24 protein-coding genes are annotated in these 25,283 nt (G+C 49.1%); 15 read left to right on the forward strand and 9 right to left on the reverse strand.

The window, feature by feature from the left end; genetic code table 11:
* The first annotated feature begins 128 nt into the window (after nucleotides 1-128).
* From AC0YN3_RS01795 to AC0YN3_RS01805, 3 genes are all read left to right on the forward strand, one after another.
* Nucleotides 129-332 carry a hypothetical protein gene (locus tag AC0YN3_RS01795; protein WP_475773442.1) on the forward strand — a complete coding sequence of 68 codons (204 nt, stop codon included), beginning with the start codon at nucleotides 129-131 and terminating at the stop codon, nucleotides 330-332.
* A gap of 169 nt (nucleotides 333-501) precedes the next feature.
* Nucleotides 502-1,065 (forward strand): stalk domain-containing protein, encoded by a 564-nt coding sequence (locus AC0YN3_RS01800; RefSeq protein ID WP_475773443.1) that lies wholly within the window; start codon nucleotides 502-504, stop codon nucleotides 1,063-1,065.
* A 114-nt stretch (nucleotides 1,066-1,179) separates the two neighbouring features.
* Nucleotides 1,180-1,488 carry a DUF1292 domain-containing protein gene (locus tag AC0YN3_RS01805; RefSeq protein WP_183562037.1) on the forward strand — a complete coding sequence of 103 codons (309 nt, stop codon included), beginning with the start codon at nucleotides 1,180-1,182 and terminating at the stop codon, nucleotides 1,486-1,488.
* A gap of 91 nt (nucleotides 1,489-1,579) precedes the next feature.
* On the opposite strand, the gene AC0YN3_RS01810 is transcribed toward AC0YN3_RS01805, so the two are convergent.
* Both AC0YN3_RS01810 and AC0YN3_RS01815 read right to left on the reverse strand, forming a co-directional pair.
* A complete protein-coding gene (locus AC0YN3_RS01810; protein WP_475773444.1) occupies nucleotides 1,580-1,996 on the reverse strand; it encodes a DUF1885 family protein in 417 nt (138 codons plus the stop codon).
* A 135-nt stretch (nucleotides 1,997-2,131) separates the two neighbouring features.
* Nucleotides 2,132-3,601 (reverse strand): aminotransferase class I/II-fold pyridoxal phosphate-dependent enzyme, encoded by a 1,470-nt coding sequence (locus tag AC0YN3_RS01815; protein WP_183562033.1) that lies wholly within the window; start codon nucleotides 3,599-3,601, stop codon nucleotides 2,132-2,134.
* A 176-nt stretch (nucleotides 3,602-3,777) separates the two neighbouring features.
* Between AC0YN3_RS01815 and AC0YN3_RS01820 the strand changes: the two genes are divergently transcribed.
* The gene (locus AC0YN3_RS01820) at nucleotides 3,778-4,971 is read left to right on the forward strand and encodes an MFS transporter (protein ID WP_475773445.1); all 1,194 of its coding nucleotides are present in this window, start codon (nucleotides 3,778-3,780) and stop codon (nucleotides 4,969-4,971) included.
* A gap of 154 nt (nucleotides 4,972-5,125) precedes the next feature.
* On the opposite strand, the gene AC0YN3_RS01825 is transcribed toward AC0YN3_RS01820, so the two are convergent.
* Genes AC0YN3_RS01825 through AC0YN3_RS01835 form a run of 3 tightly spaced genes read right to left on the reverse strand, consistent with a single transcriptional unit; the run spans nucleotide 5,126 to nucleotide 7,626 of the window.
* Nucleotides 5,126-5,788 carry a TetR/AcrR family transcriptional regulator gene (locus AC0YN3_RS01825; RefSeq protein WP_475773446.1) on the reverse strand — a complete coding sequence of 221 codons (663 nt, stop codon included), beginning with the start codon at nucleotides 5,786-5,788 and terminating at the stop codon, nucleotides 5,126-5,128.
* Between the two features lie 57 nt (nucleotides 5,789-5,845).
* The gene (locus AC0YN3_RS01830; protein WP_475773447.1) at nucleotides 5,846-6,871 is read right to left on the reverse strand and encodes an ABC transporter permease; all 1,026 of its coding nucleotides are present in this window, start codon (nucleotides 6,869-6,871) and stop codon (nucleotides 5,846-5,848) included.
* Nucleotides 6,868-7,626 (reverse strand): ABC transporter ATP-binding protein, encoded by a 759-nt coding sequence (locus AC0YN3_RS01835; protein ID WP_475773448.1) that lies wholly within the window; start codon nucleotides 7,624-7,626, stop codon nucleotides 6,868-6,870. The genes AC0YN3_RS01830 and AC0YN3_RS01835 overlap by 4 nt, the downstream gene beginning before the upstream one ends.
* Before the next feature lie 248 nt (nucleotides 7,627-7,874).
* Between AC0YN3_RS01835 and AC0YN3_RS01840 the strand changes: the two genes are divergently transcribed.
* A complete protein-coding gene (locus tag AC0YN3_RS01840) occupies nucleotides 7,875-10,901 on the forward strand; it encodes an efflux RND transporter permease subunit (protein WP_475773449.1) in 3,027 nt (1,008 codons plus the stop codon).
* Nucleotides 10,902-11,052: 151 nt separating this feature from the next.
* Here AC0YN3_RS01840 and AC0YN3_RS01845 read toward each other — a convergent pair whose 3' ends face one another.
* The 3 genes from AC0YN3_RS01845 to AC0YN3_RS01855 are packed head-to-tail and all read right to left on the reverse strand — an operon-like array spanning nucleotide 11,053 to nucleotide 13,536.
* Nucleotides 11,053-11,700, reverse strand: coding sequence for a DUF1054 domain-containing protein (locus AC0YN3_RS01845; protein ID WP_475773450.1), 648 nt, complete (start codon nucleotides 11,698-11,700; stop codon nucleotides 11,053-11,055).
* A 28-nt stretch (nucleotides 11,701-11,728) separates the two neighbouring features.
* Nucleotides 11,729-12,370, reverse strand: a complete 642-nt coding sequence (locus tag AC0YN3_RS01850) for a response regulator (protein WP_475773451.1) — start codon at nucleotides 12,368-12,370, stop codon at nucleotides 11,729-11,731.
* A 35-nt stretch (nucleotides 12,371-12,405) separates the two neighbouring features.
* Nucleotides 12,406-13,536: a sensor histidine kinase gene (locus AC0YN3_RS01855; RefSeq protein ID WP_475773452.1), complete on the reverse strand. Its 1,131-nt coding sequence runs from the start codon at nucleotides 13,534-13,536 to the stop codon at nucleotides 12,406-12,408.
* Between the two features lie 220 nt (nucleotides 13,537-13,756).
* Between AC0YN3_RS01855 and AC0YN3_RS01860 the strand changes: the two genes are divergently transcribed.
* The 6 genes from AC0YN3_RS01860 (at nucleotide 13,757) to gndA (ending at nucleotide 21,655) form a co-directional block, all read left to right on the forward strand.
* On the forward strand, nucleotides 13,757-14,701 hold the full coding sequence (locus AC0YN3_RS01860) for an ABC transporter ATP-binding protein (RefSeq protein WP_475774262.1): 945 nt from the start codon (nucleotides 13,757-13,759) through the stop codon (nucleotides 14,699-14,701).
* 13 nt (nucleotides 14,702-14,714) lie between these two features.
* Nucleotides 14,715-15,872 carry an ABC transporter permease gene (locus tag AC0YN3_RS01865; protein WP_475773453.1) on the forward strand — a complete coding sequence of 386 codons (1,158 nt, stop codon included), beginning with the start codon at nucleotides 14,715-14,717 and terminating at the stop codon, nucleotides 15,870-15,872.
* On the forward strand, nucleotides 15,865-17,016 hold the full coding sequence (locus AC0YN3_RS01870; RefSeq protein ID WP_475773454.1) for an ABC transporter permease: 1,152 nt from the start codon (nucleotides 15,865-15,867) through the stop codon (nucleotides 17,014-17,016). Before AC0YN3_RS01865 ends, AC0YN3_RS01870 begins: the two co-directional genes overlap by 8 nt.
* A gap of 367 nt (nucleotides 17,017-17,383) precedes the next feature.
* Nucleotides 17,384-19,105, forward strand: coding sequence for a proline--tRNA ligase (locus tag AC0YN3_RS01875; RefSeq protein WP_475773455.1), 1,722 nt, complete (start codon nucleotides 17,384-17,386; stop codon nucleotides 19,103-19,105).
* Nucleotides 19,106-19,359: 254 nt separating this feature from the next.
* Nucleotides 19,360-19,956 carry a hypothetical protein gene (locus AC0YN3_RS01880; RefSeq protein ID WP_308994679.1) on the forward strand — a complete coding sequence of 199 codons (597 nt, stop codon included), beginning with the start codon at nucleotides 19,360-19,362 and terminating at the stop codon, nucleotides 19,954-19,956.
* Between the two features lie 286 nt (nucleotides 19,957-20,242).
* A complete protein-coding gene (gene gndA, locus AC0YN3_RS01885; RefSeq protein WP_183562008.1) occupies nucleotides 20,243-21,655 on the forward strand; it encodes an NADP-dependent phosphogluconate dehydrogenase in 1,413 nt (470 codons plus the stop codon).
* Between the two features lie 13 nt (nucleotides 21,656-21,668).
* Here gndA and AC0YN3_RS01890 read toward each other — a convergent pair whose 3' ends face one another.
* Nucleotides 21,669-21,992, reverse strand: coding sequence for a hypothetical protein (locus AC0YN3_RS01890; RefSeq protein ID WP_475773456.1), 324 nt, complete (start codon nucleotides 21,990-21,992; stop codon nucleotides 21,669-21,671).
* A gap of 145 nt (nucleotides 21,993-22,137) precedes the next feature.
* On the opposite strand from AC0YN3_RS01890, the gene AC0YN3_RS01895 reads away from it, so the two are divergent.
* The 4 genes from AC0YN3_RS01895 (at nucleotide 22,138) to AC0YN3_RS01910 (ending at nucleotide 25,257) form a co-directional block, all read left to right on the forward strand.
* A complete protein-coding gene (locus AC0YN3_RS01895; RefSeq protein ID WP_475773457.1) occupies nucleotides 22,138-22,665 on the forward strand; it encodes a shikimate kinase in 528 nt (175 codons plus the stop codon).
* 74 nt (nucleotides 22,666-22,739) lie between these two features.
* Nucleotides 22,740-24,035, forward strand: a complete 1,296-nt coding sequence (gene aroA, locus AC0YN3_RS01900; RefSeq protein ID WP_475773458.1) for a 3-phosphoshikimate 1-carboxyvinyltransferase — start codon at nucleotides 22,740-22,742, stop codon at nucleotides 24,033-24,035.
* Between the two features lie 55 nt (nucleotides 24,036-24,090).
* Nucleotides 24,091-24,525, forward strand: coding sequence for a CoA-binding protein (locus tag AC0YN3_RS01905; protein WP_475773459.1), 435 nt, complete (start codon nucleotides 24,091-24,093; stop codon nucleotides 24,523-24,525).
* A 102-nt stretch (nucleotides 24,526-24,627) separates the two neighbouring features.
* Entirely contained in the window at nucleotides 24,628-25,257 is a 630-nt protein-coding gene (locus tag AC0YN3_RS01910) for a hypothetical protein (protein WP_475773460.1), read from the forward strand.
* The last annotated feature ends 26 nt before the right edge of the window (nucleotides 25,258-25,283 follow it).

The following is a 25,283-nucleotide window of genomic DNA, read 5'->3' on the forward strand; positions in this document are numbered from 1 at the left end:
CAGTACCCCCTCATCATTCCACATGTTTAATGTACCAAATTTTTCATGCTCCTGACAATTGCTGATGCACATTCGCCCTTCATTACATACAATGCTAAAGCGATACGCATAGTGGAGGCGAATGAAGGATGAGCAAAGGTAAAGGTAAAGTTGCTAAGAAAAAACAGCCTGCAAGCGACCGGAAACAATACAATTACAAGCTTGTACTCTCGGATACGTGCGCGGTTTGCAAAACACCCTGTGCAAGAGGCATGAATTATTTGGCCAGAATGAGAACGGCTGGCTCGGTCGGGAAGGGCGTTCCTTGCGTACTGACGAGAACCTTCGGGTAATGACGAGAAATAATCATTTGTATTTCCCAGGCAAGCGCAGGTTTCAACATCATTTGACAGCGTTGGTCCTCTAGCACTAGCGGCAAAATAGTTTGTTCTCCCGCGCAACTTTGCCTGGATTTCTGAGTATAACCTTTCATCCAGGCTATCGGATGGAGGGCTTACAACTATGAAACTCAGAAAAGTTGGCATTCTGCTTCTGCTGTTGTCAGTGTGGGGCGGTACCATGATGTTTGCGGATTCCGCATCTCAGAAGGTACGCGTCATTATTAACGGTTCAGAGCAGGATGACGGCGGATTAATTGCAGAGAACAAAACCTACTTGCCGCTTCGTCAACTAGCTACTTCGATGCAAGCTATCGTCGAATGGGATAATCAAAGCAAACGGGCCACGGTATATAAGCCAAATGTCCATATGTTCTTATTCCAGAATAATGCGGTATTCGGCAATGTAGCCAAAGGCTATCAAGGAAAGTTTAAAGTTTTTGCGCAAATTGATAATTTGAAAACAGATGTTACAGCCGTTAAGGTATCGATATTCGATCCGAACGGGAAAGAAAAAGTGATTCAAACGGAGAGCGTGAATACCTCAAAAGACAATTTCTGGTATGCGACAGATGAGATCGATTATAAATTCGAAGCCAGCGGCAAGTATCCCATTCGCTTCTTTCTAAAGCTGAAAGGTTCGGATGAATGGACTGCCGTTTCCGAGAAATTAATTTCTTCCCTTTAATGCAGCTGGCATCCGGACGCTCCGTTTCCATTAGGAGCGTTTTCGTTTGACCATTGATAGAATGTCATGTTACTATACGATAGTCTGTATACATTATTGAAATGGGGTAATAACATGAGCGAGCATCAGCATAGCGATGATTGCGGATGTGGTGAAGATCACGAGCATGAAGAGCATGTCTTTATCGTGACTGACGACGAGGGCCAGGAACGTGAAATGGTCATGGTTTATACGTTTGAATCGGAAAACAATGTATATGCGGTACTATTGGATCGCAATGATCCAGAAGCGGACGGCGTTATTTTCCGTATTGAAGAAGAGAACGACGAGTCGTTCCTAGTCGGTATCGAAGACGATGCAGAGTGGGATCGCGTTACTGCGATTTATGAGGAAATTGCTCGTACGGAGAGCGAAGAGAAGTAATCCTGCTTCGAATCCAAGCAAGCACCAAATGACAAAAGATCGGCAAGCGACGCTTGCCGATCTTTTTGCGTTCCATGTCTCAGCTATGATGTTATTTCCTAGGATTAAAATAAATCGTTCGTCCATTGAACATGGTGAGCTCCGCTTTCAGTCGGCCGGCTATATATTTGCAAAGCTCGTTGGCCTTCGCTTTGTCACCATGCGTAGCTTCGTCGGGCAGAACGACCTGAAGGCAGGGGACGATGCTGCCGGAGACGCTTGCCGCCACGCTGGGACCGAATATGATGTGTTTATAAAGCGGATTGATGCCCTTTAAGTAAAACCAACGGTCATCCTGCTTTTCTTCTATCGTGTACGGAAAGGCAGCCTCGGCATAATTCCAATCAAGCTGAGAGCCCGTGAGGGCGGCTTGCTCACGGTAATGCAAGAGCTGGTCCTTGATTTCCGCCACATCAAGATTATCCACGACGGAACCTTGCACGAATTTTATGTAAGCGCTTTGACTCATCGCAACTCACCTCTCACAACATCATAGCACGTCAAATTTAGGATGACAATAAGTGGAATATTGGCAGTAAGCGTACAGAAAAGAGCTGCCCTAAGTCATCCAGATGACCTTCGGAGCAGCTCCTTATTGCCGCAATTATGAAATCGCAGTTTCTTCAACGATTACTTTGACAAATTCAATGCTGCGATCTTCAGGACCTTTAACCGGAAGACCGACTTGCACATGATCGACGATATAATCGATATTTTTTTGCGTTATAACCTCGCCTGGCAGCAGAATCGGAATGCCTGGCGGATACACATAAATAAATTCGGCAATGATCCTTCCGGCAGACTCTTTGAATGGAAGCACTTCTGTCTCTCCATAGAAAGCGTCGCGCGGCGTCAACGACAGCTGAGGGATATCAGGGATCTTGACGACGAGCTCACGTGCTTCTGCGCCTTCATGGAACCTCTCTGACAGCCCGCGAAGCGATACCAGCAATTTTGAAATGGAATCAGAGGTATCTCCAGGCGTAACTAGGCAAAGAATGTTATACATATCGCTCATTTCAATCTCGACATTATAATTGTCGCGAAGCCAGTTTTCCGTTTCGTATCCGGTTATGCCAAGGTGGCGAACGTGAATGGAAACCTTGGTCGGATCATAATCATAGGTCGCTTCATCGCCAAGAATCTCCTCGCCGAAGCAATAGAGACCAGGAATCTCATTAATTTGCTTGCGTGCGTATTGTGCATGTTCAATCGCGCGCTCAGCGATAGCATGTCCATTCAGAGCAAGATTGCGCCTTGACGTATCGAGCGAACCTAGCAAAATGTAGGAAGTAGACGTAGTCGTCAGCATACTAATGACCGTTTGAATCCTATGAGGATTAACCCTGCCTTTGCGAACGTTGAGAACGGAGCTCTGCGTCATGGAGCCGCCCAGCTTATGGACGCTTGTCGCAGCCATATCCGCGCCCGCCTGCATCGCTGACATTGGCAGCTTCTCATGGAAATGGATAAGCACGCCATGCGCCTCGTCGACGAGTACGGGAATATCGAAGCTATGTACGAGATCGACGATTTCCTTCAGGTTTGCGCAAATGCCGAAATAGGTTGGATTAATGACAAGAACAGCTTTGGCATCCGGGTGGCGCTCCAGCGCTTTGCGAACGGAACGCGTCGTAATGCCGTGATCGATTCCAAGATTGTTGTCCCGTGCTGGAGAAATGAATACGGGTCTGGCGCCCGCGAAAATAATGGCAGCCATAATCGATTTATGAACATTGCGCGGAACTATGATTTTGTCTCCAGGCGCGCATACGGTTAGAATCATGGTCATGATGGCTCCGCTTGTCCCTTGCACGGAGAAATAAGTGTAATCGGATCCGAAGGCATCGGCAGCTAGCTTCTGCGCTTCTTCAATAACGCCAGTTGGCTGATGCAGGTCATCGAGCGGTGCTATATTGATTAAATCGATCGACAACGCGTTATCTCCGATAAACTCGCGAAATTCCGAGTCGCTGCCCAATCCTTTTTTGTGTCCAGGAATATGGAATTGTACGGGATCCTGCTCCGCATGACGGCGAAGCGCGGTGAATAGCGGGGTTTTATTATGATCCATCGCTCTCATCCCTGCCTTTCATTAGAGGTTGCAAACAAAGTTGAGTATAGCAAATACAGGGGGGAATGCAAGCTTCAATTTTATGAAGGGCATGATGCAAGCCGATTTGTTCTTCAATTGTTCATACATCGTTTATAAATGGATATGGTAACATAGGTTGGTGGAGGGGTTGCAGCATGAAGGATAAACGAATGCTTATTGTAATGGCAATATTAATGACGACATTTATAGGATTTGGGATTATCATCCCGGTTATGCCGGAAATAATTCAAGCGGCAGATCCGAATAAAGCGGAACTGCATACGGGACGAATGTTGGCTATTTATTCAGCCGTTTCCTTTTTCTTATCTCCATTCTGGGGCGGCTTGTCCGACCGCATCGGCAGGAGACCGATCATTCTAATCGGCGTATTGGGGTTTGCGGCAAGCTTTCTGCTGTTCGGCTTGTCATCAGGCGACTTAACGCTAATGTATCTTTCCAGAGTGCTTGGCGGGTTGTTCTCCGGGGCAGTCGCATCTGTCATTGTGGCCTATGTCGCAGACATTACGCCGCCGGAAGAGAGAACCAAGGGCATGGGGCTTGTTGGGATGTCGATTGGACTCGGGTTTACGATTGGGCCAGGCGTTGGCGGATTGCTAAGCGTGTTTTCGCTGGAAACTCCGTTTTATACGGCGTCTGCTTTAGCTCTAACCACCTTCGTGCTTGCCGTTTGGAAGCTCAAAGAATCACTCCCGCAGGAGCAGCGGAGAATGGGCACGGAGAAAAAGGTTTCAAGATGGGCGGCATTTACCGGACCGCTTAAGTATTTGTACATACTCGCCTTTTTCGTAACCTTCACGCTGGCAGGCATGGAGGCTACGCTTCAGTTTTTCGGCATGAGGCGCTTCGATGTAACACCGCTGCAAGTCGGCATATTGTTTTTTGTCTGCGGTTTTGTGGGGGCACTCGTGCAGGGCGGTATTGTGCGCCGCCGAATTAAGAAAGGCGAGGAGCCGAAGTATATCGCAATCGGGTTGGTCATCTCGGCGCTTGGCTTTTTCTTGCTTCTTGGCGCGCATTCGCTCTGGTGGGCTACGATGTCCTTGGCTGTTTTCGGTATCGGCAATTCCTTGATTAGGCCATGCGTCACTTCTCTTATTACGCAAAAGACGACAGTAGGCCAAGGCGTTGCATCCGGACTCAGCTCTTCAATGGACAGCTTAGGCCGTATTGCTGGACCGCTGCTCGGTTCCTTGTTTTTTACGATTCAAATGGGTTTGCCTTATTTGCTAGGCGGGATTCTGTGCCTAGCCGCATTGCTGCTGCTGCTTCGCTTCCGCCAGTTGGACAAGCCTAGCCTCGTTGAACGGGAAGCACAGGCTGCCAAATAAGTAAAAGCCGATTGTCCGTATTCTACGGATGATCGGCTTTTTTTCATTTATAAGACCATATATAATTCACGCGATAAAGTATTCTTCTATTTCTGCGAGAAACGGATAACCTCGCCATGCAGAGGATGGCGTTGCCGTTTCTTCTTGATGAATATTACGGAGTCAGTCCTTTAAGTATAAAGGTGATTGTCGCTTCTCTTTCCGTATCGTCCTGCCACGTCGTATCCGAAGCATGGATTGTGAAAGACCGGCAAAGCACATAACCAATCAACGCAGATGCCGTTAATCGAATCACGGTAGCGGGAGACCAGTCAATAATGCTGCCCTGTTGTTGAAACTTCCGAACGTTGATGCTGAGTTTATCGAGCACCTTGGAGAGGATAAGCTTCTGGAACTGCTCTTGAAGGTCCGGATGGAACGGGATCTCTTGAATGAAAATTTTGAACACCTGCATATGCTTCTCAAGGAATGCGATACGGTTCTCGATAATGGCACGCAGCAGCGCATCATAGCTGTCAAAGCTGCCGTCGAGCACCTTATAAAAATCACGCAGCACAAATGGGGCTACAAGCTTCGCCATCACAGGCGCAACGATCGAAAGCAGCAGCTCTTTTTTTGTTTTGTAATGGCGAAATATCGTTCCCTCCGCAACACCTGCCCGCTGAGCGATCTCACTCGTCGACGAAGCAGCAAAACCTTTCTCCGCGAATATTTCGGAAGCCGCCTGGACGATTTTTATTTGCTTTTCGGTCATTTTGGTTTCGTCGTTGTCTAGCTTCAATAACTCTTCGAGCCATTGATCAACCGGTTCCTGCATGTAAGCCACTCCTTCGTACAGCACCATTCTGTCTATTATAGCAAATGCTCGGCTTACCTACATGCGTCGATGCTTTTTGAGCGCTGCGACATTCATGAGCGCAAACAGTACGGAGAAGCCAATCAGAACATAAACATCGAGCTGAAGGTCAGACCAGCCTTCTCCTCGCAGCATAATGCCCTGCATGGCATCTGCGCCGTAGGTGAGGGGCATGATCAAGCTTAGCTTTTGAAGCCAAGGATTCATCGCATCAAGGTTGAATAAGCCGGAGAAAAAGGCCTGCGGCACGATCACGATAGGGATGAACTGAATGATCTGAAATTCACTGCTCGCAAAGGAAGACAGCAGCGTACCGAGCGTTAACGCCGTTAAAGACAACAAAACATTGATGAGCAGCATGGCTCCGATGCTTCCAGCCATATACAACCCCAGTACATGGACCGAATACCAAGCGATTAATGTGGCTTGCAGCAAAGTGAAAATGCCGAACCCTGCCAAATAGCCGGCAACAATCTCGCTTCTTTTAATCGGCGTAGCAAGCAAGCGCTCCAAGGTCCCGCTTGTTCGTTCCCGCAGGAAGGAAACGCCTGCGAGCAGGAAAACGAAAAAGAAGGAAAAGAAGCCTATGAGGACGGGGCCAAATGAATCGAACGGAGCCAGATCAGGCCCGCCATGCAAATAGCTGACGTTAGGCGCAGTTTGGTCGCCTTCTAATCGGGTAGCGTTCTGTACCAGCAATAGAATTGCCCGATTAACCGAGGGATCGCTTCCTTCAAGCATGAGCTCGGGCATTCCGCTGCCAGCTTGAAGAACGGCGTCAAGCTCGCCTGCTTGCAGAGCCGCCTTAGCGTTCTCGTAACTGTCATAAGGTACAATCTCAGCATCAGCATTTAATTGCTCGAATTGTTCCGTTAGGACAGCAGGAGCATCAATGATACCGATGACAGGGGATATGGCCTGGCCGCCAAAGACAAGCTTCATTAAACTAAGAATCAGCAGTGGAGCAAGAAATAATAAAGCGAGTGTCCGTTTATCTCTTAGAAACTGATTGATAATTCGGACGGCAATTGCGCGTACTCTCATCCCCGTTCACCTGCCCGTTCACCAAGAACGATAAATGCATCCTCAAGCGTGCTGCTTCCCGTCTGCAGCTTAATGGCCTCCGGGGTATCCAGGGCAATCAGCTTGCCGTTCTGGATCAGTCCGAGCCGATCGCATTTCTCAGCTTCGTCCATGACATGCGTGGTTAATATAATCGTGATTCCTTGTTTGGTTAAATGAACGAGTTCCTTCCAAATCGATTTTCGCAGCACAGGGTCAATACCTACCGTCGGCTCGTCGAGCACGAGCAGCTTCGGCTCATGAAGCAAAGCAATGGCTAGCGAAAGCCGACGCTTCATACCCCCGGAATAAGCAGAGGTTTGCACATTCAGATGCTCGTTCAAAGAGACGAGCTCCGTCGCGTATTGAATCCTAGATTCAAGCGCTCTGCCCTTCAGACCGAACATCGCACCAAAGAATGTTAAATTTTGTTTGCCTGTCAATTCATTATATAACGCATCAGATTGTGCCATATAGCCAAATGCCTGCAGCATTTTGAGTTGAGGCATGGTTTCGCCGAGCATTTGGACCGTCCCGGAATCTGCTCGATCCATTCCTGTCATTATCTTGATGAGCGTTGTTTTTCCTGAACCTGATGGCCCAAGCAAGCCGAAAAGCTCGCCTTTAGGTATGGAGAGGGTAATGCCGGAAAGCACCTTACGCCTGCCATAGGCACGTGAAATGCCTTGGATCTCGATGGCTGGAGAGCTTTGCGATAACTCAGGTGACGTAGACATCAAATCTGCACACTCCTTTTCATAATGAGTAAGTACTCACTTTATTATAAACCGAAATGTATGCATGTTAAAGGGAGGTTATGCTCTTTTACCGCAAAACCATCTCGGTCTTCAGGCGTAGGCGTCTTACGACCATGGGCGAGAGCGAAAGCCATTCTCTGGACGTTTTTGCATGCCTTTTCTTCCCATTATGATTAGAAAAGACAAAACAAATAGAAAACCGTAGAGGGAAAAGGAGTCGGAATCAAATGAGTAAATTAACAGAATGGTCTTTCCGAAACAAGGCGGCCATTATCCTAATCGTCATCATGGCTTTAGTTATGGGGGTAATCAGCTATTTAAGGCTTCCAATGGAGTTCCTGCCTGCAGCTGACAATCCGCAAGTCATGATTACGGCAATCGGGCCAGGAAATGACGCAAAGTCGATGGAGCAGAAAGTGACCAATCCGTTAGAGACGGCTGTTACGCTCGTGAAAGGAAAGACGAGCATGCTCTCGACCTCGGGAGACGGATACGCGCAAATCAATCTGAACTTCGACTCTAAAACAAACATGAAAGAAACGAAGGCCGAAATCGAGCGCATAGTCGGGCAAGTTCAGCTGCCATCGAATGTTATGAAGCCGTTTGTCGTTCAATTCAACACATCGATGATTCCGATCGCATGGGTAACACTCACTTTTGATGAAGGAATGAGTGAGCAAGAGAAGGAAGCGAAGCTGGAGGAAGTCACGGCCGAGCTGCAGAAATCGGAAGGTGCCGGCGCTGTCAGTGTAAGCGGCAAATCAACGCCTGCCGTACATGTCATTCCGGATACGGCTAAGCTAGCTGAAAAGGGCATCACCATACAAGCTTTGATGGGTGTACTGCAGGGCAGAGGAGCTTCCGTTTCCATCGGAGAGCGAACGATCGATGGGGCTGCGGGCAATATTAATGTATTTGACCAGGTTACGGGATTGGAGACGCTTCGCAAGCTTCCGGTAGCTGCTGGCGTTGCGCTGGCAGATGTCGCTGCTGTCGAGCTTTCAAAAGACCAAGAGAGCATCAGCAGAATGAACGGAAAAGATGCCATTATGTACACGATTTCGAAATCGGCGGATGCGAACGCCGTCACGGTTGGCAATGGCATCGAAAAAACGGTTGAACGCTTGAATGCGGATATGAAAGGCATCGATGCTTCTATCATTTTGAGTACTTCGGATTCCGTGGTCTCTTCGGTCAACAGCATGCTTCGCGAAGTTTTGCTAGGTGCCTTGTTCGCAACGATCGTCATCCTATTGTTCATGCGCAATTTCAGGGCAACGATCGTAACGATCGTATCCATTCCACTATCACTTGGCATTACGTTATATCTTCTGCAGCTGTCAGGCGTGTCTCTGAATATCATTACGCTTGGAGGCGTGGCAGTCGCGGTGGGCCGCCTTGTCGATGACAGTATCGTCGTCATTGAGAACATCTACAGAAGACTTCAGAAAGAGTCGTTCTCCGTCAAGCTGATTACGGATGCGACAAAAGAAGTCGCTTCTGCGATTACTTCGTCAACGCTCGTTACGGTTGCGGTATTTTTACCGATGGGTCTCCTGCGCGGCTCCCTGCAAGCATTCCTGCTTCCGTTCGCTCTTACGGTCGCGTATTCGCTGCTTGCATCCTTGTTAGTCGCACTGACTGTCGTCCCGCTCCTGAGTGCCGTATTACTGAAAGGGACAAAGGAGAAGGAGCATGCGGGTTCACCCAAATTCGCCGCGTTTATTCGCTGGAATCTCGCACATAAATGGGTGCCGCTTCTAATCGCCGTCGTTTTATTCGCAGGCTCGATCAGCGCTTACGTGTTCATGCCAAAAGGAGCGCTTGACTCTTCTAGCGCGGAGAACATTAATGTAACGCTGCAATATCCGAGTGAGACACCAGCGGAGCTTGTACAGGAGGAAGGGAAGAAATTCGAAAGCATTTTGACTGCCGACCAAGATATCGAATGGGTCATGATGATGCTCGGCAACAGCTCCGATGCCGCCCAATATGGTTCTGTATCCTCACCTACGCTGATCACCTATATGATCGATCTGAAGGATGGCGTAGATGCTGAAGTGTTTATGGACAAAGTCAAATCACATAAAGAAAACTTTAAAGACGCCGAGCTGACAGCAGATGCGTCCGATCTCATTATGGGGGGCGGCTCCTCGCAAATTTTCATTGACGTGACAGGCGATAACGAGGAACAGCTCACGCAAACGGCCGAGAAGCTGATTACGGCAATTAAGGCGATTGACGGCGTTCAAAAAGTCGAAAGCAATCAAGAAGAAAAGAAATCGGTTTATTCCTTTAAAGTTGAGCCTACTTTGGCAAAAGGCCAAGAGGTTGCCATGCAGCTGCAAAGCATGTTGAACCCTTTGCCCATCGGCACCATACAGATAGAATCGAGCGATACGCAGGTTCTGCTGCAGCCGGTTGTCAATCCAAATTCCAAAGCGGAGCTAGAGAAGCTGACTGTTATGACAGAATCGGGCCCGACCCCAATCTCTGAGGTGGCAGAGCTGATCCGAACGGAGGAACCAGCGCTATTCTATCATAAAGATGGAAAAACCTATCTTCGCGTGACAGCGAGCGCTGATCCGAAAGAGCTTTCTGTCGTTGGCTCAGAGATTAATAAAGCAGCTGCAGCGGTTCAATTGCCGGAAGGTGTCGCAATCGCAGTCGGAGGCGCATCGGCTGAACAATCCAGTGATTTTGCGGATTTGGGATTAACGGCATTAATTTCAATCGGTCTCGTGTACCTGATTATGGTGTTGACGTTCAAGACGCTTCGTGCGCCGCTTGCAATCATGATCTCTTTGCCGCTAGCTGCAATCGGAGCCGTGACCGGCCTGCTCCTATCAGGCGTCACCCCTGATTTCACGGCTATGTTCGGCGCGTTGATGCTAATCGGGATTGTCGTGACCAACGCGATCGTGCTTATTGATCGCGTGAAGCAGAATGAGCAATCCATGTCGATACGCGAGTCGCTAATTGAAGCTGCCACTACGCGTATGCGTCCGATCATCATGACGGCTGTAGCTACCGTGTCGGCAATGCTTCCTTTGGTATTCGGCTCTCATGAATCAGGCAGCATCGTGTCGCAAAGCTTGGCTATCGTCGTCATTGGCGGCTTGGTCGCGGCTACGCTTTTGACCTTGATTATCGTCCCGTGTGTCTATGAATTGTTGTTTTTCAAAATCTCGCGGAAACAAAGAAGGGCAAATGCAGCAAACGCCCATGTTGAAGCTGCTGCCCAGCAAGCATAATGAACGGAACGACTCATAGCCAAGCGATGCATGACATCGTAGAGCTTGAATAATAGAGAAATGGCTGAACAGGGCGCTTTGCCTGTTCAGCCATTTTTTTTCGCGATACAAACCGTTGCAGAAAACATGCTTGTACGCTTGCATTTCAATTTTAGAGATTAGCCATGCGGTAAAGCGGCATGAGCGTCTCATAGGTGGAAGAAGCAAGGGCAAGCAGCGCATCGCCGTCGCGAAGGATAGGGTCGCCGGCCATGACATGCTTTCCGATGAGCAGCTCGGCTTTCTGTACGTCACGGAAACGGATAAGCGCGTCCTTCCAGTCTTGCTTGGTCATCGTGGCGATAGGAGTCGATTCCTTCTTCATATGGTCAAGCGAGAGGACATAGTCCTGCGGCACGGCAGCGATAACGTCATCGATTCGCTTCAGGAAAGCGGCAGCGATATTCGATTTGTTCGGAACCTCGTAAATAAGCGCCATCCATAGAAATAAATGATCGTCAAACAAGCCGAGCTGGAAATGAGGATGTGCTTTATAGCCGCGTTTGTTGCTGCAGATCGCAAGCCAAGTATCTTTTGGCGGGTTGACCTTGCGGCGAGCATGCCTAGCAACGTGCAGATACATTTCATTGCCTGCATGCACGGCTGCATCTACTGCGAGCTGTCCGCCGATTGCGTGGAACTTCGGTTGAATCTGATTCTGTATAGCCGCCATTCGCTCTTCAAGTCCGACAAGGCTGAACACATCGAAATCGGCTTGCGTGAACCCGTCTAGCTTGGAAGTTGTAGTCTGTGATGTCATCGTCGTGGTCTCCTTCATGAATAAACCGTTATTGGTGGATTAATTTCAAATAAAAAATGGCGATTTGCGTTCGATCTCGAAGCTCGAGCTTGTTTAAAATTTCGGTAATATAATTTTTGACCGTGCCTTCACTCAAAAATAAGGAAGCTGCGATTTCCTTGTTTGATTGGCCATCTGCAATTAATTGGACGATCTGAACCTCGGCCGGCGTTAGGCCGCTGATCGTTAATGCTCTGGAAGGTTCGGCGCGCGGCGTTCCCAGCATGCCTGCCAGCTTGCGGGCAATGTCCGGATGAATGAGGACATTGCCCTCATACACGGATTTGATGCCGCTGATGATGCGGCTTGGCGGCACGTTTTTAAGCAAATAGCCGTTCGCGCCGTTCCTGATCGCCTGAGCGATATACTCATCGTCGTCAAAAGTCGTTAGAATGAGCACGGCAGGCGGGAATTCAAGCGCTCGCAGCAGCTTTGTTCCTTCCACGCCGTCACAGACAGGCATTCGAATATCCATCAGCACGACATCAACAGCCGTTTGCCGGGCAAATGTTACAGCGTCATGACCGTTCCCGCATATCCCTGCCACTTGTAAACCGTTATCGAGATCTAAGATGACCTTCATGCTCTCGCGAATAAAAGGATCATCGTCTACCACAAGCACTTTAATCATAGGACAACTCTCTTTCTACACACTCTTCATATTCGCTAGCCGCCTAGTAAGGGGAGGGTTGTCGTAATGGAGAAACGACTTCCACGCTCCCACTCAATTTGTCCCCCAACGAGTGCTATTCGCTCTCGCATGCCTTTCATGCCAAGACCGGATTCAATCGGATCATTCGGAATAATCCCGTCATTTGCAATCGTAAGCGCGACATGCGCAGCATCAAAAGCCAGATCAACCGTAACGGATGACGCTCTCCCGTGCCGAACGGCATTCGTAATCGCTTCCTGCGCATTTTTGAAAAGAATGAGCTCCATGCTCGGATATATCGGGCGTGCATGGCCGGTTACGCGGAAGCTTACCGATATTCCCATCGCGGCGGCCGACTCTTCCACCAGGCGATCCAGCGCATACCGCCTCACATCTTTTTCTTGGTCGGAAGCAATTCTTCTGACAGTTCGACGCATGAGCTCCATGCTGTCTTGCAGTTGATCGCGTATTTGCTCGACGGTCAACCTTGCTCGGTCTGCGTCGGCATCAAACAGATGCAGTGCTGCTTCCGACATCATCTTGACGCGTATAAGCCGGTGGCCCAAATCGTCGTGAATGTCTTTGGCAATGCGGTTCCGTTCCTCGATCTGAGCCTGCTGCTCGACTTGCAGCGCATAATCGTGCATGCGGCGCCTAGCGGCATCAAGCTCAGCGTGGCTTGCAGATAGAGCCTCATACAAGTCTTCCATTTGAAGCTGCTTATTCTCATATTCATTTGCGGCATAAAGAATGGCAGACGTCGTGATCCAAAGCAGCGAGGCAGAAAGCATTAATGCTTGTTGGCTGTCCTGCAATGCGGAGAGCAAGGCAACAAATCCAGCTAGCGACCAGATGATGCTGGCCGCGCGCTCTGGCCTGTTTCGGCAGGAAGCGATAAGGGTGGAGAAAAGCAATAGAAACAATACTCCGCCGTACGAATGAGCAAGCCATGAAAAACAGATAAGCTCTGCCAGCAGCGATAGATTACGGTATTTAGGAAAAATCGAGCCTGATCTTATGAGCAGCAACGCTAACAGCACACAGGCTGTATAGATGGCATAATGGCTCGGCGCAACGTTTGCGATGCTCAGGACCGAGGGGACCGCAACGAGCAGTGTCCGAATTCGGTTTAGCAGTATATTCATTCGATAGAAGCTCCCGCTGCTGAATTTGCTTCATTATAGCATAATCAGATAGGCCCAAACGAGCAGATTGGTTTATTTCATGCAACCTTCATGCCGCTCTATGACCGTTCGGAGGAGGTGACTTTTGTCACCTCGAGGTAGTGACTTTATAGACCTGTTTCGAGCGGGCGAAAAGCATACAATGGGATTATCAGAAACGAAGCAGGGAGTTGAAGCAGCGATGAGTCTAGTTGCATTTCGTGAGGTCGTAAAAAAATACGATACGGCAATAACAGTTAATCATCTTAACTTTTCAATCGGTGAAGGAGAGATTTTCGGCTTGCTTGGACCTAACGGTGCAGGAAAGAGTACGAGTATCCATATGCTGTCCGGTCTGCTTGCCCCAAGCGGAGGAGATATTCTGGTGGACGGCTACTCCATTCGCAAGCAGCCAATCGAGGTGAAAAAGAGAATTGGGCTCGTACCGCAGGAGCTTGCGATTTACGAGATGCTGACTGCCCGCGAGAACGTTACTTTTTTTGCGAAGCTATATGGGTTACGTGGCTCGCTGCTTCGCGACCGTGTTGACGAGGCTTTGCAATTCGTTGGCTTGCTTGAAAAGGCGAAGGAAAAGCCCTCCACTTTCTCGGGCGGTATGAAGCGAAGACTCAATATTGCTTGCGCAATCATGCATCGGCCTAAGCTGATCATTATGGATGAGCCAACCGTCGGCATTGATCCGCAGTCCAGAAATCACATTTTGGAATCGGTAAGGTCATTGAACAAGCTCGGGTCTACGGTCATATACACGAGCCATTATATGGAGGAGGTTGAGGCGATATGTACGAGAATTGGCATCCTCGACCAAGGCAAATTGATTGCTTGCGGCACGAAGGACGAATTGAAGCGCCAAGTTGGCCAAGGTGAAAAGCTGATCTTCGAAATCGACCGCAATTCGGCTGAAACGCAGCGAGAAATGTCAGAGCATCCTGGCGTGCAGCATTTGGATGAGAGTGAATCGGGGCTCATGCTTACGGCCACGGTGAAAGAGTCGCCATCGATCCTTCAGGATTTATTGTTCATCATTCAGAAGCACGGCATCAATCTCCGCAAGCTGACCAGGGTCGAGCCGAACCTGGAGTCGCTTTTTCTACAAATGACCGGACGCACTTTGCGAGACGAATAGGAGGAGCGAAGCGATGAGAGCTTGGTGGACGACCGTTTATTATGAATGCGTGAAATACAGCCGAATGCGTTCGTTGCTTGTTATCCTTATTGGGTTACCGTTGTTATTGATCCTGCTGCTAGGCAGTGCGTTTGATACCGATATCAAGCCCGCGAAGGTAGCCGTATTCTACGCTGACCACGGTAATATGAGAGATGGCATTGCATTATTTTGGGAAGAGGCAGCCACAGGTCCATACATTAAAGTATTGGAAGCGAAATCCGCGAGCGAGGTGCAGGATTGGGTGCGCGAGGGCTCGGCTGACTACGGGGTAACTATTCCCAGCAATTTCTCGTTGCGGGTAGAGGCGGGAAAAGCTTCAGAATGGCAGACCTACGCCGGCAGGTACGAGGAGAAAAATATTGCGGCGGACGCTGTGGTCAATCGGTATCTGTCCACTGTGAACTTGCAGCTTGCAGCAATCCAGACGCTAGGCGTGATGGATGCCGGGGACATCCTAAAAGAGCCTTCGGCCGAAGATTCCGTCGTTATACGTAATTTAGGCATGGGAGACAGCGAAATTTTCGGAGAGACGTCCGCTATCCAGTACTATTCGGCAGCGTACTTGATCATGTTTTTACTGTACGGCGGAATGGCGGCAGCGATTGCGTTAATCAACCAAAGAGAGAGCGGCACGCTGCAGCGCATGTATACGAATCCTTCTTCCTTTCGCATGACGACGTTAGGCATTATCTGCGGATCGGGTATGCTTGCTGCCTTGCAAGCGATAGTCATCGTTGCTTTTACGAGCTTTGCGTATGACGTGGATTGGGGCGGCCATTACGGAATTATTGCGTTAGTTTGTTTATTAACAGCCGCAGCCGGAGTCGGGTTGGGGATTACGATCGCCTCATTTGCCCAGAACAAAAAGACGACTCAAACGTTTTTTTCAATCATTGTCTTCAGCATGACTTTTTTGAGCGGCGGCATGATGACCGGCATTGAGAAAATGGTAGGCGGAGCGAATAAATTAACGATCAACCATTGGGCAAGCACAAGTCTCAGAGCCATCATGACGGGGACTGGACAAACGGCAGTCTGGCAGGAGATCGGCGTGCTGGCGTTGTTCGCACTCTGTCTTCTTATTATTGCAATCATTAGATTGCCGAAGGTGGTGAAACCGCATGCCTAGCTTACACATAGCAGCCCATCTCATTCGCCGGACGATGGGTTCGCGGCGCGGACTGATTATGAATGTCCTGCTTCCAGCCATTATTTTATCCATTATGGCTGGCTTGCTTTCCGGTTTGCTCGGCAGTAGGCCGGTTATCGTCGTAAATAATGCGGATACAGGCAGCCTGGGAGCATATATGGCTTCCGCATTGGAGAAGGAACCGCTTTACGCGATTCAGAAACACTCAAAACTGACGGAGGAAGAACTAAAGAATCTTGTTATTGCTGGGGAAGCGGATGCTGCTGTGTACGTTCCGGCTGATTTCACTTTACAGATGCTGAGCGGGACGCACGCCAAGGCTACCGTTTTCCAAATGAACGAACAATTATGGAATGCCTCGCTCGCGGCTGCGCTGGCTGTTGAATCGGATAGGCTCTATGCTACTACGGAGCTTCTGAGGGGAAATGAGGCTTATGCAACCGATCCATCGCTGCTCACTGCACTGCTCGATATCCAAGCAGCTCCGGCCATTACGGCCATTCAATCTGAAATGAAGCTAGGGCAGGTGGTATCCAATCCGATGATGATTGGTCTTATCCTCATGTTTCTTCTGCTTCTTGTCAGCCAATCAATCGGTTTTGTTATGGAGGACAGAGAGACGCGGACGATGGCTAGAATGTTCACAGCACCGTTAAGAGCTTTTGATATTGCCTTCGGCAATTTTATGGGAAGCATGCTGGTAGGCACGATTCAGCTCTTCATTGTACTGAGCTTGCTTTACTACGCATTTAACTATTCGCTGGGCATTCCGTTCGGTTCGCTGCTTCTCGTTCTGGAATGCTTTCTGCTAGCGGCAGTCGGACTTACCTCTGCCATAGCGGGGCTTGTCCGGAACAGCACGCAGCTATCGCAAATCAACAATCTCCTTATCATTCCGTCCTGCCTCGTCAGCGGCTGTTTCTTCCCGCTATCGATCATGCCCGACTTCTTGCAGAAGCTGGCTAATTTCACGCCACAAAAGTGGGCGATTCAAGCGATTGATCGGTTAGGCGGAGGAGAAAGCTTTTCTGATATTGGCTTGCAGCTGTTGATTCTGCTTCTGTTCGCGGCAGTGCTGATCACTTTCGGATCCGTAGTGCTGCGGCCTAACCGTACCAGCTAGCATGGATAGGACAACGAAGGGAAAATGCTCTTGACTTCATCACATTTGTATTGTAAATTTGTCAAAAGTTAATGACAGTACAACAGCTTTGACCAAGACTATGTTGATCAGCCCACGTTTATGACAGAGAGGAAGCCCGCGGCTGCAAGGCTTCCATAAACGTTGATCAATTCCTATCTTGCGAGCTGCGGAAGCAAGCCGAGAAGCCTGCTGCTGCCGGAACATTCATTCCGTTATCGAATAAGAGCCGCTCTTGCTTGCCCGCGGCTATATGAGGGTGGTACCACGAACGCATTCGTCCCTTTCGAATGCGTTCTTTTTGTATCTGGAAAAGGGGAAACTCGAATGAATGGGAGTGTTGTTTACTATGAGACAAAGCCAGCTATTAATGCCAACCCTGCGCGAGTCGCCTTCGGAGGCAGAAGCAGCAAGCCATCAATGGATGCTGCGAGCCGGATTGATCAGACAGCTCGCGGCAGGCATATATACGTATTTGCCGTTAGGCAGGCGGGTGCTAAGAAAATTGGAGCAAATTGTACGGGAGGAAATGGATCTGGCAGGAGCTCAGGAAGTATTGATGCCGGCGATGCAGCCTGCAGAGCTATGGAAGGAATCAGGGCGTTATGAGGTATATGGCCCTGAGCTCATGCGCCTGCGCGACCGCCATGATCGGGAATTCACTCTCGGGCCCACACATGAGGAAGTCATTACGAGTCTCGTACGCGGCGAGGTGAGCTCGTACAGGCAGCTTCCACTTACGCTTTACCAGATCCAGACGAAATTTCGCGACGAGAAGCGGCCGCGCTACGGCTTGCTGCGCGGTCGAGAGTTCCTAATGAAGGATGCCTACTCCTTCGATGCGGACTGGGAAGGGCTTCATCGCAGCTATACCAGCATGTATGAGGCTTATCACCGGATATTTACGCGCTGCGGGCTTTATTTTCGCTCGGTTGAGGCGGATGCGGGTTCGATTGGCGGAGAAGGAGGAACGCATGAGTTCATGGCTCTTGCCGATATAGGCGAGGACACGATAGCGGTTTGCGATTCATGCAGCTATGCGGCGAATTTGGAAAAAGCGGAATACGGAACGAAGGATGAGGCTGCAAGCGGAGAATCGTCTGCAAGGGATGGGCATGAGGCGGAGCTTGTCCGGCATCATACGCCGAATATTAAAACGATCGAGCAGCTTGCGCAAGCGTTCGAGCTCGGAGCAGCGGCTTTTATCAAAACATTGATTTATGCGGTTGACGGCAAGCCCGTAGCCGTTGTCGTGCGGGGAGATCACGAGGTCAATGAAATTAAAGTGAAAAACAAGCTGTCTGCTTCGCATGTTGAGCTTGCAGATCAAGCCGCAGCAGAACGCGTTACTGGCGCACCGACGGGCTTCGCCGGTCCAATAGGGCTTCGGATTCCGATTCTTGTAGACTATGCGGTACTCGCCATGGAAAGCGGAATTGCGGGAGCGAATGAGCCGGACTATCATCTGGGTAACGTTAAGCCGTCTATTCATCTCTCGCAGGCGGAAGCCGGTGATTTCCGCAACGCAGAAGCGGGAGATTGCTGCCCTCGCTGCGAGGGAGGCCGATTAGCCTTTCACCGCGGCATTGAGGTCGGCCATGTATTCAAGCTGGGTACGAAATATAGCGAAGCTTTGCATGCGACTTATTTGAATGCGTCAGGCAGGGAGCAGCCTTTCATTATGGGGTGTTATGGAATCGGCGTATCCAGGCTGCTGTCAGCCGTGCTTGAACAGCATTCGGATAACAATGGCATCATATGGCCGCGTGCGATTGCTCCGTATCAGGTTCATGTCGTCCCTGTATCCGTTAAGGATCCGGTGCAAATGGATTTGGCCGCACATATTACGGCAAGGCTTAGCGAGGCAGGCGTAGAGGTGCTCTTGGATGATCGCGACGAGCGGCCAGGCGTTAAATTCAAGGACTCAGATCTGATCGGCATTCCGCTTCGTATCGTTATCGGCAAGCAAGCAGCAGACGGGATCGTGGAGCTGAAAACAAGGAAGTCCGGAGAGCTTCGGCAACTGGGCCTTGAGGACGCGATAGCGTTTGCGGCCGGAGAAGCATACTGATTGCATGTCGGCACCTGCATGAAAGCTATTCCGTTTCAAAAATTTCCGCTTGCGCCTAAAAAACATAAGCACATAAAGGGTACGAGCTGTCTTCATATGGAGGCAGCCGCGCCCTTTTTTAAGTAAAGTAGCCTTTCAGCGTAAAATTAGTCAATAATCCAAGTTGCCAGAACATAAGATGGAGTATAAGATAAAAGTAAGAACAAATTATCAGAACATTTCGTCAACTATACTGAGGTAAGGGAGGGATTGCCGTGAACAAAAGCCATGAAGTCGAATATTGCAATTTGGAACTGCGATTTGACCGCCGGCAAATCCAAAATCTCATCCGCGATCTTATTCAGGAGGGTTATTCCTTGTATTGGAGTGAGACGGAGGGACAATTTCTAGTTTCGATCCGGACCGGCCGCAAGCTGGTGAAGCTCCAATTCCAACGAATGAAGAACCGCTACAAAATCGTCGGAGACTACATTATTAAAGACGAGAAGCTGTCAGAGTTGATTGAAAAGCTAATTAATGACACACGTGGACATGCGGTTGTGAAGCGTATCAAAGATCGTCAAATCGTCATTGAGAGTATTATGTTCGGTGAGATTATACGACTTGTGGAGGTGTCCGGTATGGAACATCGGATTATTTATCAGAAGAAGCCTTTCGTTACAATAGAAGAAATGATTAGAGCTTTTCAATCGAAGCGGGCAGAAGAAAGAGCCATCGTGCTCCGCTATGAGCTGGACTACGAGTTGTCGATGCTGTTTGACGCGCTGCAGGGCACGGATGAGGAAGCGGTTTCGGAGTCAAAAGAGCGATTGATGGCACTTCGCTCGGAAATGCTGCAACTGGAGCTCTGATGATAGATGCTGATTCCCCCATGAAAACCTAAAAACGATCAATCGCTGCGGATTCCTTCAGCAATTGATCGTTTTTGGGTTGTGCAAGCATATAGAAAAGACGGTTGTTCCATAAGGTGAAATGGAGCGAATTAGACATATATAAGGTAAACTTTTTAAATCGGTCAATAATTCTAATGCCGCTTATTCGACATTTTTCCGCTTAGATAGTTTTCTTCTTTGCATAAAAAGAGTAAAATAAAACTATTGTGACCCAAAATAGATGATGAAGGATGGAAGAAACCAGATGTCAAAACAGCAAATTGGCGTAATCGGATTGGCCGTAATGGGCAAAAACCTTGCTCTTAACATTGAAAGCAGAGGCTTCACGGTATCGGTGTTCAACCGTTCCCGCGAGAAGACAGACGACCTCGTACAAGAAGCAGCAGGCAAAAACCTTGTTCCAACATACAGCATCGAAGAGTTCGTACAATCTCTTGAAGTTCCGCGCAAAATTCTAATCATGGTACAAGCAGGCGCTGGCACGGACGCAACAATCGATTCACTCGTTCCTCATTTGGCTGAAGGCGATATCATCATTGACGGCGGTAACGCTTATTTCCCTGATACCGTACGCCGCAGCAAAGATTTGGAAGCGAAAGGCTTCCGTTTCATCGGTACCGGCGTTTCCGGCGGCGAAGAAGGCGCATTGAAAGGCCCTTCGATTATGCCAGGCGGCCAAAAATCCGCTTATGAGCTAGTTGAACCTATCCTTAAAGCGATTTCCGCTAAAGTTGGCGATGATGCTTGCTGTACATATATCGGACCAGACGGTGCCGGCCACTACGTGAAAATGGTGCATAACGGTATTGAGTACGGTGACATGCAGCTTATTTGCGAAGCATATGACCTGCTCAAAAACGTGCTTGACGTAAGCGCGGAAGAGCTTCACGAAATTTTCTCAGAGTGGAACAAAGGCGAGCTGGACAGCTACCTTATTGAAATCACGAGAGATATTTTCTCCAAATACGACCCAGAGACCGGCAAGCCGATGGTAGACGTGATCTTGGATTCCGCTGGCCAAAAAGGAACAGGCAAATGGACAAGCCAAAGCTCGCTTGATCTTGGCGTACCGCTTTCTATCATTACGGAGTCGGTATTCACTCGCTTCTTGTCCGCTATGAAGGAAGAACGCGTTGCGGCAAGCAAAGTGCTTAACGGTCCTGCAAAAGTGCCTTTCACAGGCGACAGAGCAGCATTCATCGAGTCCGTCCGCAAAGCGCTGTTCGCAAGTAAAATTTGTTCGTACGCGCAAGGCTTTGCCCAAATGCGTGCTGCTTCCGAAGAATTCAACTGGGATCTGAGCTACGGCGAGATCGCTATGATTTTCCGCGGCGGCTGCATCATCCGTGCACGCTTCCTGCAGAACATCAAAGACGCTTACGACCGTGATCCTAACCTGCGCAACCTGTTGCTCGATTCCTACTTCCAAAACATCGTTGAGTCTTATCAAGGCGCATGGCGTGAAGTGATCGCGGCAGCTGTTACTAACGGCGTACCGGTTCCGGCTTTCTCAAGCGCGATTGCTTATTATGACAGCTACCGCACAGAGCGGTTGCCTGCTAACCTTCTTCAAGCGCAACGCGACTACTTCGGTGCGCATACGTTCAAACGTTTGGACAAAGAAGGCAGCTTCCACTTCAACTGGATGCAGTCGTAATTCCAATTCGCTATTACGGTCTCGGCTCGCGGGAATTGACATTGTGCAAGCCGAAAGCTGCTTGACGGAGCCACTCGCGCAGCCGGTCCGCTTCTTGATCGGTGCAATGCCTCCGATGAATAAGGGACATGGCCGCTTCAGCAAAAAAACGAAAGTTCTGTAATAAACGTGGCTGCGAAAGATCCAGTAAAGCTGGATCCTCGTCAGCCACCTTTTTTTTAATAAATTCAAGTATCCAGACGACATCCTCCCGGCAGAGGGGATGATCAGGATCAAGAATACGATGAATACGCTTTTGCGTCGGATGGAGATCTTGCAATGGCTGATCACTGGTCATCGCTAGCGTCACTCCTGTTCTTGAAATAACATCATTATCATCCATACGACATATGCAACTTTTTTATACCCTAGAATAATAAAAAAATGATATGATGTTGTAGAAAAAATGGTTTAGGATGAATGAAAAGGGTGAATCGTTCACGATGGAAGAGCAACGTGGTAGTAAATTAGTGCTGATCGGGTTTATGGGAACCGGCAAATCTACCGTCAGCAGGCTGCTTGCAGAGAAGCTAGGCTGGAAGCGGGTCGATGGCGACGAGGAAATCGAGAAGCATGAAAATAGGCAAATTTCCGAAATATTTGCATCAGATGGGGAAGCAGGCTTTCGGGATATTGAAACGAAGGTGCTTCATCACATTTTGGCGGATGAGGATTGCTGCGTTGTTGCAACCGGAGGAGGCGCCGTTCTTCGCGAAACGAATCGCCAGCTCATGCTCGGGAATGGATTTGTCGTTGCGCTCAAAGCAAGTCCCGACCAGATCTTAGCCCGCGTGAAGACGGATACAGCCCGTCCGTTGCTGCACGGCGATGCAGAAGAACGCGTGAACCTGCTGCTTGAGCAGCGCAAGGAAGCATATGATTTCGCACATCTGACGATTGACACGACGAGCTTGTCTGCGGAAGAGGTTGTTGCTGCAATATTGGAGCAATCGCGCTTGAAGCAATCATAGATAGACCATCATTTTATTTGGCTCCGACGCCATCTGAAGTGTATAGATGAATAAAAAGGGAGATCATACGAACTATGGACGTTTTAGTGACACCAACGCCAAAGCTTGAAGGCGAACTTCAAGCCCTTTCTTCAAAAAATTACACGACTCGTTATTTGCTGGTTGCCGCGCTTGCAGAAGGGACAAGCACGATTTATTTCCCTGCCCATAGCGAGGATAGCGATGCGATGCGCCGTTGTATCCGTGATCTTGGCGCGACCGTTGAAGAGGACGAGGAGAAAATCGTTATTACGGGCTTTGGCAAAAACCCGAAGCCGGTCGAGCAGCTTGATGTTGGAAATGCAGGAGCAGTGTTGCGTTTCTTGATGGCGATTGCAGCGTTGTGCCCAGATGTGACCTTCATTAACCGGTATCCGGACTCACTTGGCAAAAGACCGCATAGCGACCTCATTGAATCTCTAAGCGCTATGGGTGTTGCCATTACGCATAATGATGGTAAACTACCTATCCGCATTCAGGGCGGGGCTCCAAAAGGCGGTAAAATTCAAGTTTCAGGAAATATTAGCTCGCAATTCCTAAGCGCGCTTCTGTTTCTTACGCCTTTATTGCCAGAAGACAGCGAGATTGAAGTGCTTCATGATCTGAAATCGAAGGTTGTCGTCGGCCAGACGCTAGAAGTACTGGAACAAGCCGGAATAGTCATTCATGCCGATGAGGATTATATGCGTTTCCGTGTTCCTGGTGGCCAAAGCTATGCAGCGAAAACGTATTCGGTCCAAGGAGATTACCCGGGCTCCGCGGCGATTCTTGCAGCTGCTGCAGTAACGCAGTCGGATGTCATTGTCCATCGGTTGGAAGAGCGCAGCAAGCAAGGAGAACGTGCTGTAGTCGATGTGCTCCAGATGATGGAAGTTCCGCTTACCCATGAGAACGGCATCGTTCATGTTAAAGGCAACGGAAAGCTAAAAGCAGTCGAGTTCGACGGCGACCATGCAACGGATGCGGTGCTTGCGATGGTAGCTGCTGCTGTTTTTGCGGAAGGAACCTCACGTTTCTATAACGTGGAAAACTTAAGGTACAAGGAATGCGACCGTATAACGGATTACCTGAACGAGCTGCGCAAAGCTGGCGCAAACGTGGAAGAGCGGCAGGCGGAAATTATCGTCCACGGACGCCCAGAAGGCGTTGAGGGCGGCGTTGAGATTAATGCGCATTACGACCATCGTGTCATTATGGCGTTGACGGTTGTCGGCTTGCGCGCGAAGCAGCCTATACGTATTCGCGACGCACATCACGTTGCCAAATCTTATCCGATTTACTTCGACCATTTGAAAGCATTGGGAGCAAATGTGGAGTGGATTGAAGCATAATAAGAGCTTGAAGCCATAGCGGCTTTTTTTCAAAATAAGAATAGAGGTGATTAGGATGGCTTTCGAAAATCCTTCGCGTGAGCAGATAAAGGTTATTCTTGAGAAAAGCATGACGGTTGCGGTAGTCGGACTGTCCGACAAGCCTGATCGTGTATCGTACATGGTATCCGAAGCTATGCAAGCTAAGGGCTATACGATTATTCCCGTTAATCCAAACGCCGATTCGATATTGGGTCAAAAAAGCTACGCTTCGCTTAAGGACATTCCGGTGCCCGTGGATATAGTCAACGTGTTTCGCAGAAGCGAACATACTCCCCCAGTCGCTCAAGAAGCAGTTGCAATCGGAGCTAAAACCTTATGGCTGCAGCTTGGCATATCCAACGACGAAGCAGCCGAAATAGCGACTGCCGGCGGCCTTGAGGTTATCATGGACCGGTGTATCAAGGTGGAGGATTCCATCTTGCTTCCTGGAGGGAAATCCAAAATATAACGGTTATAAAATAGTGGTCACTCCTACACAATAAGAAGGCTTCATAAGCGAGTGCTTTACTTGCTTGAAGACTTTATGCTTGTAATCCAAGGAGGACACGACGTGAATCAATATTCGCAACAACCGGGTAATTACCAAGGGCAACAAAGCTACCTTAACCAAGGCACGCACTTTGAGCCAACAGGCCATGTGCAATCACACTATCAAGGTCAGCTAAGCCAACCGACTTTTGGCAGACAAACGAACTCCATTGTTTCGAATGTGCCAGGAGGTTATCAAGCGTCTAATTCTTATAGCCAAGGCAACCAGCATTTCTCGCCGAACAGCTATTCGAACTCGACTCATCCGGTAGGAACGAATCATTCATTCATCTCGCATCAGCCGGTTCAAAGCCACGCACAATCGCCGGCAACGGCATTTGGCAACGTGGGCCCGGTTATCGCACATGTCGGCTATCAAGCTCAAGCTGGATATGACAACCAGCAATCTTACTATCAGCCGACTTCCAACATCGGATCGAACTACGTACAGCACTCCGCATCCAATTTCGGAGGTTATGCGCAGTCCAACCAACAGAATGGATACGGAATGACACCGACTCATTCGAACACTTCGATCCATCCTGTCTATGAAGCGACGAATGCTTATCAACAATCAGGTCCGGTTATTTCACATGTCGGCTGGCAATCCCAAAGCGCTGCTAACTCCCCTTACTCGGGCGGTATGCGATAACATCGTTTTAAAATCATAGGAAAAGA

This window comes from Paenibacillus sp. J22R232 (assembly GCF_056269165.1).

Excerpts from the sequence above, each read along its gene's own strand:
- AC0YN3_RS01860 (WP_475774262.1), top strand. The coding sequence starts at position 13,757 with ATGAGTCTAGTTGCATTTCGTGAGGTCGTAAAAAAATACGATACGGCA.
- AC0YN3_RS01810 (WP_475773444.1), bottom strand. The coding sequence starts at position 1,996 with ATGAGTCAAAGCGCTTACATAAAATTCGTGCAAGGTTCCGTCGTGGAT.
- AC0YN3_RS01830 (WP_475773447.1), bottom strand. The coding sequence starts at position 6,871 with ATGAGAGTACGCGCAATTGCCGTCCGAATTATCAATCAGTTTCTAAGA.
- AC0YN3_RS01890 (WP_475773456.1), bottom strand. The coding sequence starts at position 21,992 with ATGACCAGTGATCAGCCATTGCAAGATCTCCATCCGACGCAAAAGCGT.
- aroA (WP_475773458.1), top strand. The coding sequence starts at position 22,740 with ATGGACGTTTTAGTGACACCAACGCCAAAGCTTGAAGGCGAACTTCAA.
- AC0YN3_RS01820 (WP_475773445.1), top strand. The coding sequence starts at position 3,778 with ATGAAGGATAAACGAATGCTTATTGTAATGGCAATATTAATGACGACA.
- AC0YN3_RS01905 (WP_475773459.1), top strand. The coding sequence starts at position 24,091 with ATGGCTTTCGAAAATCCTTCGCGTGAGCAGATAAAGGTTATTCTTGAG.
- AC0YN3_RS01895 (WP_475773457.1), top strand. The coding sequence starts at position 22,138 with ATGGAAGAGCAACGTGGTAGTAAATTAGTGCTGATCGGGTTTATGGGA.
- AC0YN3_RS01870 (WP_475773454.1), top strand. The coding sequence starts at position 15,865 with ATGCCTAGCTTACACATAGCAGCCCATCTCATTCGCCGGACGATGGGT.
- AC0YN3_RS01875 (WP_475773455.1), top strand. The coding sequence starts at position 17,384 with ATGAGACAAAGCCAGCTATTAATGCCAACCCTGCGCGAGTCGCCTTCG.
- AC0YN3_RS01825 (WP_475773446.1), bottom strand. The coding sequence starts at position 5,788 with ATGCAGGAACCGGTTGATCAATGGCTCGAAGAGTTATTGAAGCTAGAC.
- AC0YN3_RS01800 (WP_475773443.1), top strand. The coding sequence starts at position 502 with ATGAAACTCAGAAAAGTTGGCATTCTGCTTCTGCTGTTGTCAGTGTGG.
- AC0YN3_RS01815 (WP_183562033.1), bottom strand. The coding sequence starts at position 3,601 with ATGGATCATAATAAAACCCCGCTATTCACCGCGCTTCGCCGTCATGCG.
- AC0YN3_RS01840 (WP_475773449.1), top strand. The coding sequence starts at position 7,875 with ATGAGTAAATTAACAGAATGGTCTTTCCGAAACAAGGCGGCCATTATC.
- AC0YN3_RS01845 (WP_475773450.1), bottom strand. The coding sequence starts at position 11,700 with ATGACATCACAGACTACAACTTCCAAGCTAGACGGGTTCACGCAAGCC.
- AC0YN3_RS01850 (WP_475773451.1), bottom strand. The coding sequence starts at position 12,370 with ATGATTAAAGTGCTTGTGGTAGACGATGATCCTTTTATTCGCGAGAGC.
- AC0YN3_RS01855 (WP_475773452.1), bottom strand. The coding sequence starts at position 13,536 with ATGAATATACTGCTAAACCGAATTCGGACACTGCTCGTTGCGGTCCCC.
- AC0YN3_RS01805 (WP_183562037.1), top strand. The coding sequence starts at position 1,180 with ATGAGCGAGCATCAGCATAGCGATGATTGCGGATGTGGTGAAGATCAC.
- gndA (WP_183562008.1), top strand. The coding sequence starts at position 20,243 with ATGTCAAAACAGCAAATTGGCGTAATCGGATTGGCCGTAATGGGCAAA.
- AC0YN3_RS01835 (WP_475773448.1), bottom strand. The coding sequence starts at position 7,626 with ATGTCTACGTCACCTGAGTTATCGCAAAGCTCTCCAGCCATCGAGATC.
- AC0YN3_RS01795 (WP_475773442.1), top strand. The coding sequence starts at position 129 with ATGAGCAAAGGTAAAGGTAAAGTTGCTAAGAAAAAACAGCCTGCAAGC.
- AC0YN3_RS01865 (WP_475773453.1), top strand. The coding sequence starts at position 14,715 with ATGAGAGCTTGGTGGACGACCGTTTATTATGAATGCGTGAAATACAGC.